13 protein-coding genes are annotated in these 16,278 nt (G+C 66.1%); 6 read left to right on the top strand and 7 right to left on the bottom strand.

Features of this window, described 5'->3' with window-relative positions:
• Positions 1–76 precede the first annotated feature (76 nt).
• Positions 77–3,382 (bottom strand): AAA family ATPase, encoded by a 3,306-nt coding sequence (locus ACOJCM_RS03940; RefSeq protein WP_445210762.1) that lies wholly within the window; start codon positions 3,380–3,382, stop codon positions 77–79.
• Positions 3,379–4,659: an exonuclease SbcCD subunit D C-terminal domain-containing protein gene (locus ACOJCM_RS03935; RefSeq protein ID WP_445210761.1), complete on the bottom strand. Its 1,281-nt coding sequence runs from the start codon at positions 4,657–4,659 to the stop codon at positions 3,379–3,381. Before ACOJCM_RS03935 ends, ACOJCM_RS03940 begins: the two co-directional genes overlap by 4 nt.
• Positions 4,660–4,792: 133 nt before the next feature.
• Here ACOJCM_RS03935 and nfi point away from each other — a divergent pair, with 133 nt between their 5' ends.
• Together nfi and ACOJCM_RS03925 are read left to right on the top strand one after the other, a co-directional pair.
• Positions 4,793–5,488 carry a deoxyribonuclease V gene (gene nfi, locus ACOJCM_RS03930; protein ID WP_445210760.1) on the top strand — a complete coding sequence of 232 codons (696 nt, stop codon included), beginning with the start codon at positions 4,793–4,795 and terminating at the stop codon, positions 5,486–5,488.
• Positions 5,489–5,546: 58 nt separating this feature from the next.
• Positions 5,547–6,104 (top strand): DUF1415 domain-containing protein, encoded by a 558-nt coding sequence (locus tag ACOJCM_RS03925; RefSeq protein ID WP_445210759.1) that lies wholly within the window; start codon positions 5,547–5,549, stop codon positions 6,102–6,104.
• Positions 6,105–6,107: 3 nt separating this feature from the next.
• On the opposite strand, the gene ACOJCM_RS03920 is transcribed toward ACOJCM_RS03925, so the two are convergent.
• On the bottom strand, positions 6,108–6,995 hold the full coding sequence (locus tag ACOJCM_RS03920) for an aldo/keto reductase (RefSeq protein WP_445210758.1): 888 nt from the start codon (positions 6,993–6,995) through the stop codon (positions 6,108–6,110).
• 145 nt (positions 6,996–7,140) lie between these two features.
• On the opposite strand from ACOJCM_RS03920, the gene ACOJCM_RS03915 reads away from it, so the two are divergent.
• Positions 7,141–7,572 carry an OsmC family protein gene (locus ACOJCM_RS03915; RefSeq protein WP_445210757.1) on the top strand — a complete coding sequence of 144 codons (432 nt, stop codon included), beginning with the start codon at positions 7,141–7,143 and terminating at the stop codon, positions 7,570–7,572.
• A 47-nt stretch (positions 7,573–7,619) separates the two neighbouring features.
• Here ACOJCM_RS03915 and ACOJCM_RS03910 read toward each other — a convergent pair whose 3' ends face one another.
• Positions 7,620–8,312 carry a gamma-glutamyl-gamma-aminobutyrate hydrolase family protein gene (locus tag ACOJCM_RS03910; RefSeq protein WP_445210756.1) on the bottom strand — a complete coding sequence of 231 codons (693 nt, stop codon included), beginning with the start codon at positions 8,310–8,312 and terminating at the stop codon, positions 7,620–7,622.
• The gene (locus tag ACOJCM_RS03905; RefSeq protein WP_445210755.1) at positions 8,309–9,328 is read right to left on the bottom strand and encodes an amidoligase family protein; all 1,020 of its coding nucleotides are present in this window, start codon (positions 9,326–9,328) and stop codon (positions 8,309–8,311) included. The genes ACOJCM_RS03910 and ACOJCM_RS03905 overlap by 4 nt, the downstream gene beginning before the upstream one ends.
• Positions 9,329–9,534: 206 nt before the next feature.
• On the opposite strand from ACOJCM_RS03905, the gene ACOJCM_RS03900 reads away from it, so the two are divergent.
• The 3 genes from ACOJCM_RS03900 to ACOJCM_RS03890 all read left to right on the top strand — a co-directional run bounded on the left by ACOJCM_RS03900 (position 9,535) and on the right by ACOJCM_RS03890 (position 14,279).
• Positions 9,535–11,811, top strand: a complete 2,277-nt coding sequence (locus ACOJCM_RS03900) for a mechanosensitive ion channel family protein (RefSeq protein ID WP_445210754.1) — start codon at positions 9,535–9,537, stop codon at positions 11,809–11,811.
• A 111-nt stretch (positions 11,812–11,922) separates the two neighbouring features.
• Positions 11,923–13,416 carry a hypothetical protein gene (locus ACOJCM_RS03895; RefSeq protein ID WP_445210753.1) on the top strand — a complete coding sequence of 498 codons (1,494 nt, stop codon included), beginning with the start codon at positions 11,923–11,925 and terminating at the stop codon, positions 13,414–13,416.
• Between the two features lie 164 nt (positions 13,417–13,580).
• On the top strand, positions 13,581–14,279 hold the full coding sequence (locus ACOJCM_RS03890) for a CBS domain-containing protein (RefSeq protein WP_445210752.1): 699 nt from the start codon (positions 13,581–13,583) through the stop codon (positions 14,277–14,279).
• A 47-nt stretch (positions 14,280–14,326) separates the two neighbouring features.
• Here the strand turns inward: ACOJCM_RS03890 and ACOJCM_RS03885 are convergent, their stop codons facing one another.
• Both ACOJCM_RS03885 and ACOJCM_RS03880 read right to left on the bottom strand, forming a co-directional pair.
• Positions 14,327–15,451 carry an aminotransferase class V-fold PLP-dependent enzyme gene (locus ACOJCM_RS03885; protein WP_445210751.1) on the bottom strand — a complete coding sequence of 375 codons (1,125 nt, stop codon included), beginning with the start codon at positions 15,449–15,451 and terminating at the stop codon, positions 14,327–14,329.
• A 207-nt stretch (positions 15,452–15,658) separates the two neighbouring features.
• Positions 15,659–16,261, bottom strand: coding sequence for a class I SAM-dependent methyltransferase (locus ACOJCM_RS03880; protein WP_445210750.1), 603 nt, complete (start codon positions 16,259–16,261; stop codon positions 15,659–15,661).
• Positions 16,262–16,278 lie beyond the last annotated feature (17 nt).

The following is a 16,278-nucleotide window of genomic DNA, read 5'->3' as shown; positions in this document are numbered from 1 at the left end:
CCGTTTGGATTGCTGTCCGGTAGAAGATGGCGCACGAGAGGGGCCAGCGCAATGGATCGTGAAGGGGGAAAAAACGTCAAAGGCTGACCAACCTCGCCCGACTGGTACCATTCCCCAGCGGCTCCACCTCGATCTGCACCGGAATCCTTTCGTGCATCTCCTGCACGTGGGAGATCACCCCGACGCGGCGGCCGAGCGCCTGCAGGCCGTCGAGCGCCTCCATGGCCAACGCCAGCGACTGCGGGTCGAGGCTGCCGAAGCCTTCGTCGATGAACAGCGATTCGATGGCGAGTTCTCCCGAGGCCATGGAGGCGAGCCCGAGGGCGAGGGCCAGCGAGACCAGGAAGGTCTCGCCGCCGGAGAGCGAGTGCACCGAGCGGCGCTCGTCGCCCATGTCGTGATCCACGACCAGCAGGCCGAGCTCGCTGCCGCCGCGAGCCAGCCGATAGCGCCGGCTGAGCCCGCCCAGGTGGGCGTTGGCGTGCTCCAGCAACTGCTCGAGGTTGTAGGCCTGGGCAATGCGACGGAACGCCTTGCCGTCGGCGGCGCCGATCAGTTCGCTGATGCGGCCCCAGCGCACCTGTTCGCTGCGGGCCGCTTCAAGTTCGGCCTGGCCTTCCTGCCGCCGTGCGCGACGGCGGTCGTCGTCGCGCAGGGCGTGCACGGCATCGTCCCGAGCCTGCTGGGCTTCTGCCAGCCTGGGTTCCAGTTTGCGGCGTTCAGCTGCCCGGGCTTCCCGGCGGCTTTCGATCACTGCTTCAGCCGCTTCGCCCAGTAGTGCGTCGTCGCTGTCGGTCCCCTCGGCCAGGGTCTGGCCACGACGATGCTCGAGCAGAGCATGGCGGCGCTCGGCAAGGCTCGCCTCGGCGCGCTGGCGTGCCTCATCGGCCTCGACCAGCTCGCGCTCCTGGCGTTCGGCTTCCTCTTCGGGCTGCGCCAGCAGCCGGGTGAGGGTGGCCTCGTCGAGCTGTGGCTGGGCTTGGCGCCACTCGGCCAGTCCTCGCTCCAGCGTGTCACGCTCCTGGATGAGCTGTTCGATTCGCTCGGCTTCATGATGCGCCTGTTGGGTGAGCCGGGCCTGCTCGCGCTCGGCGTCGTGGCAGTGCCCGATGGCCCTGTCCCGCTGCTCTCGCGCGGCGTCCTGGCGCGCTTCCAGCGCCTGTTGCCAGGCATCGACCGAAGCATGCTCGCCGAGCAGGGCCTGGAGCCGCTGGGCGAGATCGCCGTGCTGCTGGCGCAGGGGCGGGAGCCGTTCGGCCTGTTGGGCCAGCTCCTCGTGGAGTGTGGCCCGCCTGGCCTCGAGCTGGGCGAGCTCCAGCTCGCCCTGGCGCAAGGCCTCTTCCAGTGGCGCCAGTTGGGCCTCGGCATGGGCAAGCGCCTGCAAGGTGCGCTCGCCATGTTCGCGCTCGGTATTGCTCTCACGGCGCTGGTACGCCAGCCAGGCGTCGCGTTCGGCGGCATCGATGGCATTGAGCTCGGCATGCAGCGGGTGTCCGGCCAAGGCTTGTTGCGCCTGGGCCAGACGCTCTTCGGCCTCATGCAGCTCCTGACGGCAGCGGATCATGGATGCCATGACGGCACGATATTCCCCTTCCAGCTCGTCGCGCTCATGCTGGGCTCGTTCCCGTGCCTGCCTGGCCTCGGTCAGCTGTTGTTCTTCCTGCGCCTGTTGGGCGGCCAGCTGGGCCGCCTCGGGCGTTTCGGGTGGCCGGTGTCGGTAGGGGTGTTCGAGCCCGCCGCAAACCGGGCAGGGCTCGCCCTCCTGCAGCGCCTCGCGCAGCCGCGTCACGCTCTCGCTGCGGGCGGCGCGGCTACGTTCGATGAAGTCGCGCAAGGTGCTGTAGTGGCGCTCGCGCTCATCGAGCCGCTCCCGGGCGGCCTTGCCCTGCTCGGTCAATTGCCCCTGGCGCGCCTCATCCACGCCCAGCTGTTCGGCCAGCTGCCGTCGGGCCTGCTCGGCTCGGCGCGCCTCCTGCCAGCGGCTTTCCAGCTCGCCCAGGGCCAGACTACGCCGCGCCGCCCGGTCGTGGGCCTGCTGGACGGTTTGACGTGCGTCATCGAGCCGTTCGTGGCTGCCCATCAGCTGGCGCAGAGTGGCCCGCCACTCGTCACGTCGCTGCCTGTGCTCGAGCTGCCTGGCCTCGACCTGTCTGCGCTGCCCGGCTAGCTCATCGGCCTGCTGGCGGCAACTGCGGTGGCGCGTCTCGAGTTCGGCCAGTTGCTGTTCCAGGCTGGCAAGTGCCTGGGCATGCTCGCGGGCCTGGCGCAGGGTGGGGTCGGCCTGCCGTCGCGCCTGGGTGGCGTCGTTCAGTTTCTGCGCGGCCTGGTCCCGGGCCTGTTCGGCATCCTGCTGGGTGGCCCTGGCCTGGTCGAGGTTCTGTCGGGTCCGGCGATGGGCGTCTTCCAGCGTGGCGATCTCATCGGGTAGCGCGGCCTGGCGCAGCAGGCGGTGGCGCTGGGGGGCAAGCAGTCGGCGGCATTTACGGTCGGCTCTTGCGTCGGCGAGCGCGTGCCAGCGCGTCTCGACGTCGCGCTGTTGCTTTAGCCCCTCGACGTAGGCCTGGCGCAGCCGCTCGTCAGCGGCGTGCCACTGCTGGTAGGTCTCCAGGCGCTTGGCCTGTTGCTGCAGGTCGGCCAACTCGCGCTCGGCGGCATCGGCATTGCGCTCCAGCTCCGCCCGGGCCTCTGGCTCGGCGGGCAGGTCGTCCGCAAGCCGGGCATGGAGCGTATCGACGCGCTTCCTGGCCTCGCTGGCGCGGCGGTAGGCGGCCATGGAGATTCGCGAATACTCGGCGGTGCCGGTCAATCGTTCGAGCAGGTCGCTGCGTTCGTTGTCGTCAGCCTTGAGGAACGCGGCAAACTCGCTCTGTGCCAACAACACGGCGCGGGTGAACTGGTCGAAGGTAAGGCCCAGCCGCTCCGGCAGCAGGCGGTCGAATTCGCGCTTCTGAACGGTGAGCAGGCGCTCGCCGTCGAGATCGCGTAGCGACTGCTCCACGGCCTGCAGGCGACCGCTGGCCTTCTCGCGGGCGCGGCGCACGGCCCAGCGGGCGCGGTAGCGGCGGCCATCGCGGCCGAGGAAGTCGACCTCGGCGTAGCCGCTGGCCGTGCCCCGGCGCAGGAGCGTGCGGGGGTCGGCGGTGCTCACCGTCTCGCCCTCGACGTCGGGCAGCGGGGCGTCGCGTACCGGCGCCTGGCGCAGTCGCGGCGTGTTGCCATAGAGCGCGAGGCACAGGGCGTCGAGCAGGGTGCTCTTGCCGGCGCCGGTGGGGCCGGTGATGGCGAACAGGCCGGCATCGCTGAGTGGCGGTGCGGTGAAGTCGAGCTCCAGCGGGCCGGGCAGCGAGGCGAGGTTGGCCAGGCGCAGGGCGAGGATTTTCATGGGCGGCCCTCCGCGCTGGCGTCGTCCGTTTCGCCGTCGAGCACGTCCTGCAGCAGCCGGTCGAAGTCGGCCAGCACGTCGGCGTCAGGCGCTTGGCCCCAGCGGGCTTCCCAGGTGCGCTCGAAGAGCTTTCTCGGGCCAAGCTGTTCCAGGTCGACTCGCTCCGGTGCTTCTTCACCTTCGAACCGGGGCAGGCGACGCTCGAGGCGCAGCAGGCGCAGCGCCTTGCCCTCCAGGGTGGCCTCCACACGGGCGCGCAGGTCGGGCACGGGGGCGCTGAGCGAGACGCGTACCTCCAGCCAGGGCCAGCGCTCGCGTGGCAGCTCGGGGTCGTGGGGTAGCGCCGCCAGTTCGTCCAGCACCGCCTCAAGCTCGCCGGGGCCGACGCGATGCATGGCCACGGGCCGCGGCACGGGTATCGCCTCCATTGTGGCAAGGGAGTCCCCCTCGAGTACCGCTTCCACGACTTGATGGGGGTAGGCCACCTCGCTGAAGTCCAGCGGCAGCGGGCTGCCGCTGTAGCGAATGCGTGCCTCGCCGACCTGCTGGGCACGGTGCAGGTGGCCCAGTGCCACATAGGCAATGTCGGGAGGAAAGAGGCCGGCCGAGATCGACTCCTCGCCACCGATCACGATGGGCCGCTCGCTGGCCTCGGACACGGCGGCGCCGTGCAGGTGGGCGTGGCTCATGGCCACCAGCGCCTGGCCGGGACGGCGGCGCTTGCGTGCGGCGGCGATCAGCTGCTCGTGGACGCGGGAGATGCCTGTGACGTAGTCGTTGCGTCGCTCGCCTTCGCTGACATTGTCGTGGACCAGGCCGTGACCGGTGACCTCGGCAGGGCGCAGGAAGGGCAGAGCCAGGCACCAGGCCCGGGCCTCCCCCGAAGCGTCGGTCAGCGGTACCAGCAGGCGCTCGGCATCGAGCGTGCCGTCGTCGAGCCAGCTCACCCGGCCCAGCGCATGGGTGCGCAGGCGGCGCATCAGCGGCGCCGGCAGCTCGATGCGGTTGCCGCTGTCGTGATTGCCGGCAATCAGCACGATGTCGAGTTGGGGCAAGCGCTGGTGGGCGGTAACGATGAAGTCGTAGAGCAGCTCCTGGGCGCGCAGCGAGGGGTTGACCACGTCGAAGACGTCGCCGGCCACCAGCAGGGCGTCGGCCTCGCGCGCTTCAAGCGTGTCCAGCAGCCAGTCGAGAAACAGGCGGTGTTCGGCATGGCGCTCCTGGCCGTGGAAGGTCTGGCCCAGATGCCAGTCGGCGGTATGGATCAGCTTGAGCACGGTGTCCCTCGTCGTCGGTTCTGCGCCGATGATACACGATCACCTCCCGGCTCCGTCGTTACCGGCTGGCCTTGGGTAGTGAACGGCGACCGCCTACACTGCCGAACCATCAACGTTGTGCAAGGAAGCCAGGATGACACCACTGCATGAATGGACCCCCACTCCCGAGAAGGCTATCGCGTTGCAGCGCGAGCTGGCACCACGCATCGAGCGTGAGGATCGGCTCGCGGCAGTGCGCCACATCGCCGGTGTCGATATCGGCTTCGAGCAGGGCGGCGAGATCACCCGCGCGGCCGTGGTGGTGCTGGCCTGGCCCGGCGACCCGTTTGTTGGACTCGAGATCGTGGAGCAGGTGGTGCACCGCGAGCCGACCCGCATGCCCTACATCCCCGGACTGCTCTCCTTCCGTGAGATTCCGGCGGCGCTGGCGGCCTTCGCCAAGCTCGAGACGCGACCCGAGCTGGTGATGGTCGACGGCCAGGGTATCGCCCACCCGCGCCGCCTCGGCGTGGCCTCGCATTTGGGATTGTGGCTCGACCTGCCGACCATCGGCGTGGCCAAGTCGATTCTCTGTGGCCGGCATGAAGCCGTACCGGAGGCGCGTGGCGCCTGGATGCCCCTGATGCATCGCGGTGAGACGGTCGGTGCAGCGCTGCGCAGTCGAGAGAAGGTCAAGCCGATCTTCATCTCGCTGGGCCATCGAATCAGCCTGGACACCTCGCTCGATTGGGTCATTCGCTGCCTGGGACGCACGAAACTGCCGGAGCCGACCCGGCTGGCCGACCGGCTCGCTTCTCGGCGCGGGCCGATGCCGCGCCCTGCCGATTGAGCGTCTGGCGGGGCAGGGCTCGGGTATACTGTCCTGTCATGTCCTGTCGAGCTCCGTGATGCCCCATATTCAGACGCCGGCCTGTGCCGCCACCCGAGCCTGGGTCGAGCGCTTCGTCATTGCCCATAACGTCTGCCCCTTTGCGCGGCGGGAACTGGTGCGCGATACCATCCGCTGCGTCGAGGTCGGCGCCGAGAGGTGGGAGCCCGCGCTCACGGCGATGGTCGAGGAGTGCCGCCGGCTCGATGCCAAACCCGAGATCGAGACGACCCTGATGTTGCTACGGCCTGGCCTGGAGGATTTCGACGACTATCTCGACTTCCTCGACGTGGCTGAGGCGCTGCTGGTCGAACAGGGTTATGAAGGCACCTATCAACTGGCCAGCTTTCATCCCGACTACTGCTTCGACGGTGCCGAACCAGGCGACCCGGCCAATTTCACCAACCGCTCACCCTGGCCGATGCTGCACCTGCTGCGCGAGGCGGGACTGGAGCAGGCCCTGGCTCACTATCCCCATCCCGAGGCGATTCCGGAGCGCAATATCGAACGGATGCGAGAGTTCGGCGCCGAGCGGCTGGCCGATGAGCTGGCGGCGCTGCGCCGCCAGGCTGGATAACGCCTAGACGATATCGAGCGGCACTTTCCTGCTGGGCGCAGGAAAGGCCTCGTCGAGGCGAGCCAAGGCCTCATCGTCGAGGGTCACCTTGAGTGCGCCGGCGTTCTGCTCGACGTGTTCCGGCTGGACCGCCTTGGGAATGGCGATGGCATCACGCCGGCCGGCTACGGAGCGAATCGCCCAGGCCAACAGCAGCTGGGCGGGCGTGATACCGAGCCCGGCAGCAATGTCTTGCACGGTGGGATGACCGAACAGGTCCTGGCGCAACTTGCCGGCCTGGGCCAACGGGCAGTAAGCCATCAATGGCATGTTCAGGCGCTGCATCTGCGGGCGCAGGGCATATTCGATACCACGCGAGCCCAGGTGGTAGAGGACCTGGTTCACGGCGCAGGCGTTGCCACCGGGCAGGGCCGCCAGCACTTCGAGTTCGTCCACGTCGAAGTTGGAGACGCCATAGCGGCGGATCTTGCCCTGCTCGCGCAGTCGCTCGAAAGCCTCCAGGGTCTCCGCCAGCGGGATGTTCCCGGGCCAGTGGAGAAGGTAGAGGTCGAGATAGTCGGTACCGAGCCGCTTCAGGCTACGCTCGCAGGCCGCAATGGCACTGTCGCGGCCTGCGTTCCAGGGATAAACCTTTGATACCAGAAAGGCCTGGTCACGGCGGCCGGCCAAGGCGTCGCCGACGACTTCCTCGGCGCCACCGTCGGCATACATTTCCGCCGTGTCGATCAAGGTCAGGCCCATTTCCAGACCGAACTGCAGGGCGCGTACCTCATCGCGGCGGGGTGCCAGGTTCTCGCCCATGTACCAGGTGCCCTGACCGATGGCCGGCAGGGTGACGGCGGGTTCGCTGTCGGTGGCGCCAAGCGTCACTTGGGGAAGCAGTGAGTCCATGCTGTCACTTATTTGTGAAAATTAATTCCATAAGGTTGCGCCATGGGGATGGCGAAGACAAGTCCATGCGCTATGGTGAGAGTGGCGACGTCCATCGGCGTCGTCCTTCTTTGCCCATTCTCTTATCGCAAGGAGTCGACCACACATGAGCATGACGAAAACCGGTAGCGCTGTCTGGCAGGGTAGCTTGAAAGAGGGCAAGGGTCAGGTTTCGACCCAGAGCGGTGCACTCGATGACAAGCCCTACAGCTTTGCCAAGCGCTTCGAAGGCGAGCCCGGCTCCAACCCCGAGGAGCTGATCGGGGCGGCCCACGCCAGCTGCTACTCCATGGCGCTGTCGATGATCATGGGCGAGGCGGGATTGACCCCTGAACGCATCGCCACCGAGGCCGCCGTGACCCTCGAGCAGGACGACGGGGGCTTCAGTATCACCAAGATCCATCTCACCACCCGGGTGCGCAGCCCCGGCGCCGATGCCGCTGCCTTCCAGGGCGCTGCCGACAAGGCCAAGGAGGGCTGTCCGGTTTCCAAGCTGTTCAAGGCCGAGATCACCCTCGACGCTGAACTGGAGAACTGAGCCGGGCCGGAACGGCATCCGCTGGCGGCCACCTTCGGGTGGCCGCGCTAGTTTGGGGCAGCCTGAGTCGAGGCCATGGTGCGCCTTGCGGCATCGACCAGGGCGCGAACCAGTCGCTGCTGCGGTCGATTGAAGATCAGCCACTCGGGATGCCACTGCACGCCGATCAGGAACTCGTGATCGCGCGACTCGATCCCCTGGACCAGGCCATCGCGATCGCGGGCGACGATGTCGATGCCGCGCCCCGCTTCTTGTACGGCCTGGTGGTGCAGGCTGTTGATACGGCACCAGCTCACCTTGAGAATGCGATGGAGCTGGGTGTCGGCCACGATATCGACGGTCTTGCGCGGCAGCACGGTACGCCTGCGCTTGAGCCCTTCATGGGTGGTGTAGATATCGGGGTCCAAGGTGCCGCCGAGGTGCACGTTGAGCATCTGGGCACCACGGCAGATACCCAGCACCGGCTTGCCTTGCGGGATGAAGCGTTCCATCAACTCCAGTTCCAGCTCGTCGCGCTGAGGGTCGAGGCGTACGTCCAGCTGTACCTCGCCACCGTAGAGGTGGGCCTGGATGTCGTCGCCGCCGCCGATGATCAGGCCGTCGAGCATCTGAGGCAGCGGACGTGAAGGGGACAGCCGCAGCGGACGACCGCCATGGCGCCATACGGCGAACCAATCGAACCACCAGGCGATGCGACTCTTGTAATCCGACGTGGTAATGCCGATGAGAGGGCGTGTCATGAGGGGGAGCGGACCTCCTTGAGCCAATGGCGCAGCCTGCCGACCATGCGGGCCATGAGCGATTGGGTATGAAGGTTGACGTAGCGCTGCGCACGTTCGAGCAATTCCTTGCGGTCTGCCGCGAGTCGCTCCACGGCTACCCAGCGGTTCCATTCCACCACGGCGCCCCAACCGCGCTGTGACAACTGGGCATTGGGCAAGCGGTAGTGGAACGTGGGGCGAGGCTTGATCAACCCGTTGCGAAACAGCTCATGGGGATGATCGGGGCAGAGGTAGGCAAATAGCGGGTAGAGGTCGAGCTCACGATTGCGCGTGGGGTTGAAGCTGATGTAGTCGTCGATCAGCGTCTCCAGATCCGGTTCATAGCCCGGGTCGAGCACGTGAAGGGCAAAGTGCTTGGGGAAGGGGTTAGCGTGGGGCAGTACCTCACGAGTGATGTCGATGTCGATCTCCCGCCGCAACCAGGCTGCCATCAACAGGAAGGCGCGCAACTGCTGCAGGATGTCGTCGGGGTCCTGGCTCGCCACTTCGGGATTGAGATGCAAACCGAAGCCGTACAGCAGGCTGGCGTCGGTGCCCTTGGCGCCGTGGGCGTGAAGCGCGGCAAAGAGACGATCCAGCTGGTTCAACTCGTTCCAGGGCACCGGCGGGCAGACGATCTCGGTCGGGACCAGCCCCATGACGACGTCACCGATCAGCTCACGTGTCTTGTGGTGGAACTCCAGGCGCATCTGGTGGCGCTGGCGCTCCCACTCGGTGTCGCTAGGCGACGCCTGCTCCAGCAGCTTGGTGTCGGGATGGGCGTACTGGGTGTCGAGTTCAATGACGAAATCGCCCCAGCGGGTATCCTCGACTCTCAACCGATGGGGGCTGATCAGCCTGAGCTCGCCGCCGAAGAGGTCGCGGACCAGCTCGCCGGTCTGCTGGGGTGGCAGTCCGGCAAACTCGATCTCAACGCCTACCCGTCGGGTCCTACCTTGGACATTCAGCGGCTCGGGTGGTGATTGCGGCAGCATGAAGGCATCCTGTGCGACTCGAGAGTCTGAACGCCAGCCTAGCACAGTGCGGTACTAAGCCGGCAGGGGCCTATCCCTGTACTACTGTTGTTCGAGGGCCAATGGCAGAACGGGCAAGGAAGTGTATGGACATACCTGGAGGATGTATCCGAAACATACTGGCCGGTCCTTGGCGAGTGGCGGCTCGCATCGGGTGGCTAATTGCGATGCTCGCGGCGCTGGGAGCCGTTGGGCCGTCGCAGGCCCAGTCGCTCTCGCTCGGGGGGCTGGGGCAGGACGAACCGGCGGAGACGGAGGGTCACGACGCCGAGGCGTTCCAGCAATCGCTGAATGACGTGATAGCCACGCTGGAAGACGAGGAGCGTCGCAGCGCCCTGCTTGGCGAGCTGCGCGACATCCAGCAGGTGCACGGCGGGAACGTCGCGGAAGGCGACGCCATCCAGCGCCAGGGCCTGCTCGGCGCCCTGGCCGAGACCCTCAGTGAGCTGGGCGAACAGGCCGAGGCCGGGGAATCGCCCATCGACGACTGGCAGCGCCAGCTGGAACGGGGTTGGCAAGACCTCAGCGCGTTGGTGGTGCGTACGGGAACACCGCAACTCCTGCGTTCGGCCTTCGATGGCGCCGTGCTGCTGGGCATCTGGATAGGCGCGCTGGCCTCACTGATCGCACTGGGCAGGAAGCTGTTCGTACGTCGCGAGCTGCCCCTCGATCTGCCTCGAGAGCCGCGCGGCTGGCTGCTGGCGCTGCATTTCCTGCGCCGCATGCTGCCCTGGGCGCTGTCGTTCGTCATCGTCATGAGTCTCGCGCAGATGTTGCCGCCCAACCCGGGGCGCACACTGGCACTGGTGGTTGCCTACCTGGCCCTGTGCGGTCGTACCCTGTCGGTCATTGTCGAGTGCGTGGTATCGGTATTCACCCGCGGCCACCGCTTTCCGGCGGTGCAGATCATCCAGCAGCAGGCCCTGCGCACGCTGTTCCTGATCGGTGCATTGATTGCGCTGGGTGACGCGCTCAACTCGGCGCGCCTCTCCTGGCAGGTGGGCGAAGAACTGGCGGCGCTGGGCTCGGTGCTGGCCAACATGCTGGCGGCCCTGCTCAGCATTCGCTTCATCTTCAGGTTCAAGCGCCCGATCAAGCACCTGATTCGCAACCGCCCGTGGCGGGCGCGACGCGAGGGCGGCACCACCATCGAAATGGCCCGCATCGTCGGCCGGCTCTGGCATGTGCCGGCGTTGCTGATGGTGGTGGGTTCGCTGCTGGCCATCTTCATTACCGTGGGCGACGTGGGGACGGCCCTGGCTCGCTCGATCATCTCGGCATCCCTGCTCGTGCTGACCCTGGTCGTGACGCGGTTGATCCAGCGGCATAGCGAGAGACGTACCAGACGGCGCCGTATCAGCGAGTATCGGCGCCGCCTCGAGCGCTTCGGCTATGCCCTTTCCCACGTAACGGCCTGGATCGTGTTCGCCGAACTCTCGCTGCAGGTGTGGGGCGGTTCGTTGTTCGGCCTGGGGCGCGAGGGCGTAGCGGGCGTGCGCATCGGCCAGGCGCTGCTGGCGCTGGGTTTCACGGTGCTGCTGGCCTGGCTCGCGTGGATATTCGCCGATACCGCCATCCAGCGTGCGCTGGTCTCTTCCGCGCGCTCACGGGGGAGACGCGTCAATCAGGCCCGTGCCCAGACCATAACGCCGATGATTCGCAACGTGATGTTCGCCACCATCGTGCTCATCGCTGCCATCGTCGGCCTGGCCAACCTGGGCGTCAATGTCACCCCGCTGCTGGCCGGTGCCGGCGTCATCGGCCTGGCCGTGGGCTTCGGGGCCCAGACCCTGGTGCAGGACCTGATCACGGGCATTTTCATCATCGTCGAGGACTCCCTGGCGGTGGATGACTTCGTCCAGATCAACGGCCACATGGGGACGGTCGAAGGGCTGACCCTGCGCACCGTACGCCTGCGCGACCTGGACGGCATCCTGCACATCATCACCTTCAGCGTCATCCAGTCGATCCACAACATGTCGCGGCATTTCGGCATCGCGCTGATGCGCATACGCATACCGCATACCATGAAGATCGACGATGCCATCACGCTGATGCAGGAGACCGCCCAGGAGCTGCGCCAGGATCCGATGATGCGTCATTACATCTGGTCGCCGCTTGAGATGCAGGGTATCGACCGCTTCGATGAAGGCGCCGCCGTGCTGCGCATGCGTTTTCGCACTGCGCCGGTCATGCAATGGGATGTGGCGCGTGCCTACAACTTGCTGCTGAAGCAGCGCATGGAGGCCCAGGGTGTCGACCTTGGCGTACCGCGCCTGAGCGTAAGCATGGAGGGGCAGCCCGGGGAGGAGAGCGGTGCAGCAACGGGGGGGAACGACAGGAGGCCCCTGCGCGATGCCAAGGGGCGGGCGCCGGGCGAAGCCGGTATCGCCGATCCGGAAGGCGCTACCCATCCCCAGCGGGCCTCGCCGGATTCCTCCTGAGACAGCGCTGGCGTCGGGGCAGGGCCGGTTCGACATGGAAAGCGGGCCGGCATTGCCCGTAGTATGAAGTGATACGGCCGTACGGCCTGCCTGACAAGGAGCCGCGACGACGTGATCACGGTCGAACGCAAGGATAGCTTTCATCTCAAGATTTCCCGCGTACTACAGGAGGGAACCTCGCATCGGCTTGATCTCTTCCTGTTCGTGCCGGGGGAACTCGGTCTCAACGAACACGTCATCTCCGAGGACGATTTCTATTACCGGGCCATTCACGTCAAGCGCACCTATTACAGCGACAAGCACCACCTGCCGCTGGTGCTCAGCCGCCTGGCCAGTCGCGGTCGGCTGAGTACGGAGCAGTACCGCCTGAGCCTGAGCCTCTACGCTTACCAGTACGTGGTCGCGCTCGACCGTGCTACTCAGAGCCTGCTGGATACCGCGCGCGAGGTGAAGAAAGCCGAAGGCGAGGAGCGCGGCGAGGGAGATGCCAAGCCAGAGGAGGGCATGCCCCGCGGCGAGGCAGAGGGAGCGGCAGCATCCGACATCACGTCGGAGGGGCTGCACGCCAGACTTGAAGAGCTGTGCGAGCTGGCCCAGGGCATCCTGCGCCGCCTGCGACGCAACAAGCCGAACGACGAAAGTCTCTTCAAATACTACGCCAATATCGACAACTACCTCTCATGGTTCACCGAGCAGCAACTCCTGGCGCTGCTCGCGCACCTTCCGCGTGGGCGGGACTACCGGACCATTCGCGAGCGGCTGCTGGAAATATGCCTGGCCGAGAGCGAACACCGCGAACGGGCGGACTATAACGCCAGTCGCGTGATACGCGACCCGACTCGCATGTCCAACAAGATGCGGCTGCTGCGGCGTCTCATCGAGTACCCGGTCACCCTAAAGCAGCAGACCCAGGAGCTCGGCGGCGCGGAACAGAAGGCGGTCAAGGGCCTCGCCACCGGCCTGGTGATGATCTTCGTCTCCCTGGGACTGCTCCAGGCCCGCGATACCCTGGGCAACATCACCGCGCTTTTCGTCCTGTCCATGGCGGTGCTCTATGCCATGCGCGAGGTGTTCAAGGACGACCTGCGCAACACCTTGTGGCGCTGGTTGCGCAAGGGACGCCCCAAATGGCGGCGCCAGTATTTCGATGCCACCAGCGACGCCCTGGTCGGCCGTCAGCTCGAATGGTTCGACTACAAGCGTTTCGGCAAGCTCGACGAGCAGATCCAGCGCGTGCGCAAGCGCAACGTGGCACAGCGCGAGGAGAAGGTGCTGCACTATCGCTCCAGCTCACGCATGTCGCCGACGCGCTTTCTCAGCGGCTACGAGAAAACCCGCGAAACCGTCTCGCTGGATCTGTCGCTGCTGACCCGGTTGATGGACAAGGGCAGCCACCGCATCTATCGGCTGAAGGAAGGGCAGGTCGTGCGCGAGTCGGTGGAGAAACGGCACTTGCTCAACCTGGTGATTCGCGAGGAAGTCGCCAACGCGGAACCGATGCTGCAGCGCTGGAAAATCGTCATGAGCCGCTCCCGGATCGTCGATGTGGTCAAGGTGCATCAGGAGGGCGGCGAGGGAGACGAACAGGCGCGTCGCAGTGGTTGATCCGCGTTGCGAAGCGCGCCTTGAAGGCAAAGCGGCTGCTTATCAACGCCTGCTGAGGTCGGCCTGCCCGTCTTATGGGCAGGTGGATTGAGACACTTGTGAAATCGAACTAGATTTCAGGTAGCTCGACCGAAAACGCTCGCCTCGACAGGAGATGCAAGCCTATGCATGCCGCCGATGTCATGACCTCCAGGGTCATTACCGTATCGCCCGATACCGATGTTCGGGAAATCGCCCGCCTGCTGCTCGAGCACAACATCAGCGCGGTGCCTGTGGTGGACGCAGGCGACAAAGTGCTGGGCATCGTCAGCGAAGGCGACCTGATACGCCGGGTCGAGAACAACGAGGAGCAACACAAGTCCTGGTGGCTGCGGATTCTGGCTGGCGGCAACAGCGCCAGCGATTACGTCAAGTCGCATGCGCGCCTGGCGCGCGAAATCATGACGACCGAACCGATCACGATCGAGGAGAACGAACCGCTGCATCGCGTGGCCAGGCTGCTCGAGAAGCACCATATCAAGCGCGTGCCGGTGGTACGGGACGGCAAGCTTGTCGGCATCGTCAGTCGTGCCAATCTGCTGCGCGGCTTCTCGGCGACCGCTCCCGACACGGAGACATCGGTCACGACCGACGATCGCGAGATTCGCGACGCCATCCTCAAGGAGGTCGACGAGAACACCGGCGTCTGGGTCGAGCGCATCAATGTCATCGTCAGCGCGGGTGCGGTGCAGCTCTGGGGCCTGGTGGAGAGTGAGGAAGAGAAGAAGGCCGTTCAGGTCGCCGCCGAGAATACCCCGGGCGTCACATCGGTAGAGAACAATCTCGGCATGATGCCGCGTGGCGTGGGTGGCTACTGGACCTGAGCGAGCCGAGGGGCAGCCGGCCGGCTGCCCCAGCGCTTATCGCCTGGTCAGCCGATCTTGACGAGTGCCGCTTCCAGGTTGGCCAGGCTGCGCTCCCTCGCGTGCAGCTTGTCGAGGCCGAACAGGCCGATGCGAAACGCCTGGTAGGCGTCGCCTTCATCGCACATCAGCGGTACCCCACCGGCGACCTGAATGCCGGCATCGGCAAACTTGGCCACGATCCCGGCATCATCGGTGTAGCAGACCACCACGCCGGGCGCCTCGAAGCCGGGCGCTGCCACGCTGCGGTAGCCGTGGCGGGCCAGCATCTCGCGAACCTCCCGCCCCAGTGCCCACTGCTCCTCGCAGACCCGATCGAAACCGTATTCGGCGGTTTCTCTCATGATGTCGCGCAGGCGGGCCAGGCCGTCGGTGGGCATGGTGGCGTGATAGGCATGGCCGCCGTTCTCGTAGGTTTCCATGATGTTCAGCCATTTGCGGAGATCGCAGGCGAAACTGGTGCTGACGGTCTGCTCGATGCGCTCGCGGGCGCGCTCGGAGAGCATCACCATGCCGCAGCAGGGCAGGCCGCTCCAGCCCTTCTGCGGCGCGCTGACGAGCACGTCGACACCAAGTTCCTGCATGTCCACCCACAGCGTCCCCGAGGCGATGCAGTCGAGCACGAACAGGCCGTCGGCCTCGTGCACCGCCGCGGCGACCCGGCGCAGGTAGTCGTCGGGCAGCAACAGGCCGGCCGAGGTCTCGACGTGGGGAGCGAATACCACGGCGGGGCGCTCTTCGCGGATGGTGCGCTCGACCTCCTCGATGGGGGCCGGAGCGAAGGGTGACCGGTTGTCCTGAGGGTCGAGGCGACTCGCCTTGAGGACCGTGGTCGAGACGGCAATGGCACCCATTTCCAGGATCTGCGTCCAGCGGTAGCTGAACTGGCCGTTGCGAATCACCAGGCAGTGCTGGTTGGTGGCGAACTGACGCGCCACCGCTTCCATGCCGAAGGTGCCGCTGCCGGGCACGATCACGGCGCTGTGAGCCCGGTAGACGCTCTTGAGGGTCGCCGAGACGTCGCGCATCACGCCCTGAAAACGTTGGGACATATGGTTGAGCGAACGGTCGGTGTAGACCACCGAGTATTCGAGCAGGCCATCGGGGTCGACATCGGGCAACAGGCCGGGCATGGAGTTCTCCCTGGTGGTTGTAGCTTGAGCGTCATGGAACCGAAGAGGATATGTCGATTCCCGGCATTGAACCAGTGGGGGAAGCGGGGAATGTCGAGCGGGCAGGCATGCCCCTGCAGCAACCGTTCGCTGTCAAAGGAAGCCGAACTAGGGTGGGTTCCGGTATGCACCGCAGGCCATTGACCTGCGGTACTGCCTGGCCGGGAGTCACTTGTGGCAGAAGTAGACCCTGGCCGGCGGGATGTTGATGGGCTCGAAGGTGCTCTCGACGCGAGAGAACGTTTGACGCAGATCGGATGAAACCTTGGGTGAGAACTGGTAGATCAGCATCGAACCCTCCGGTGCCAGGGCCTCGCGGCTACCCAGCAGGATACGCTCCCGGCAGTCGGCCGGCATGGTGCTGAACGGGAGGCCCGCCACCACGTAATCGGCAGCCGGAAGGCCCAGCCGCTCCAGTTCGGCTTCGATGGTTTCGGCCGAGCCGGCGATCACCTTCAGTCGCGGGTCCGACATCGAGCGGTTGAGGAATTCGACGAAATCGTCGTTGGTCTCGATGACCACCAGGGTGGCGTCGGGATGCAAGCGGTCGAGGATCTCTCGGGTTATGGTGCCCACACCCGGCCCGTATTCGACGATGACCCGCGCTCGCTCCCAGTCGACGGGTTCCAGCAAGCGACGTATCAGAAAGGAAGAGCTGGGAATGATCGAACCCAGCATGCGCGGATGCTTGAAGAAATTGCGGGCGAACAGCGACAGTTGAGCCCGTCGCTCGGGGGCTGCCACGACCGAGGGTCGCTCTTGAACCGCCATGGGCATTCCTCCTTCAG

The sequence above is a fragment of the Billgrantia hypersalina genome, from assembly GCF_052584175.1.
This window is presented reverse-complemented; position numbering and strand designations above follow the sequence as displayed.

Coding starts and splice junctions, on each gene's coding strand:
- ACOJCM_RS03940 (WP_445210762.1), bottom strand. CDS start 3,382: ATGAAAATCCTCGCCCTGCGCCTGGCCAACCTCGCCTCGCTGCCCGGC.
- nfi (WP_445210760.1), top strand. CDS start 4,793: ATGACACCACTGCATGAATGGACCCCCACTCCCGAGAAGGCTATCGCG.
- ACOJCM_RS03925 (WP_445210759.1), top strand. CDS start 5,547: ATGCCCCATATTCAGACGCCGGCCTGTGCCGCCACCCGAGCCTGGGTC.
- ACOJCM_RS03920 (WP_445210758.1), bottom strand. CDS start 6,995: ATGGACTCACTGCTTCCCCAAGTGACGCTTGGCGCCACCGACAGCGAA.
- ACOJCM_RS03915 (WP_445210757.1), top strand. CDS start 7,141: ATGAGCATGACGAAAACCGGTAGCGCTGTCTGGCAGGGTAGCTTGAAA.
- ACOJCM_RS03910 (WP_445210756.1), bottom strand. CDS start 8,312: ATGACACGCCCTCTCATCGGCATTACCACGTCGGATTACAAGAGTCGC.
- ACOJCM_RS03905 (WP_445210755.1), bottom strand. CDS start 9,328: ATGCTGCCGCAATCACCACCCGAGCCGCTGAATGTCCAAGGTAGGACC.
- ACOJCM_RS03900 (WP_445210754.1), top strand. CDS start 9,535: ATGCTCGCGGCGCTGGGAGCCGTTGGGCCGTCGCAGGCCCAGTCGCTC.
- ACOJCM_RS03890 (WP_445210752.1), top strand. CDS start 13,581: ATGCATGCCGCCGATGTCATGACCTCCAGGGTCATTACCGTATCGCCC.
- ACOJCM_RS03885 (WP_445210751.1), bottom strand. CDS start 15,451: ATGCCCGGCCTGTTGCCCGATGTCGACCCCGATGGCCTGCTCGAATAC.
- ACOJCM_RS03880 (WP_445210750.1), bottom strand. CDS start 16,261: ATGGCGGTTCAAGAGCGACCCTCGGTCGTGGCAGCCCCCGAGCGACGG.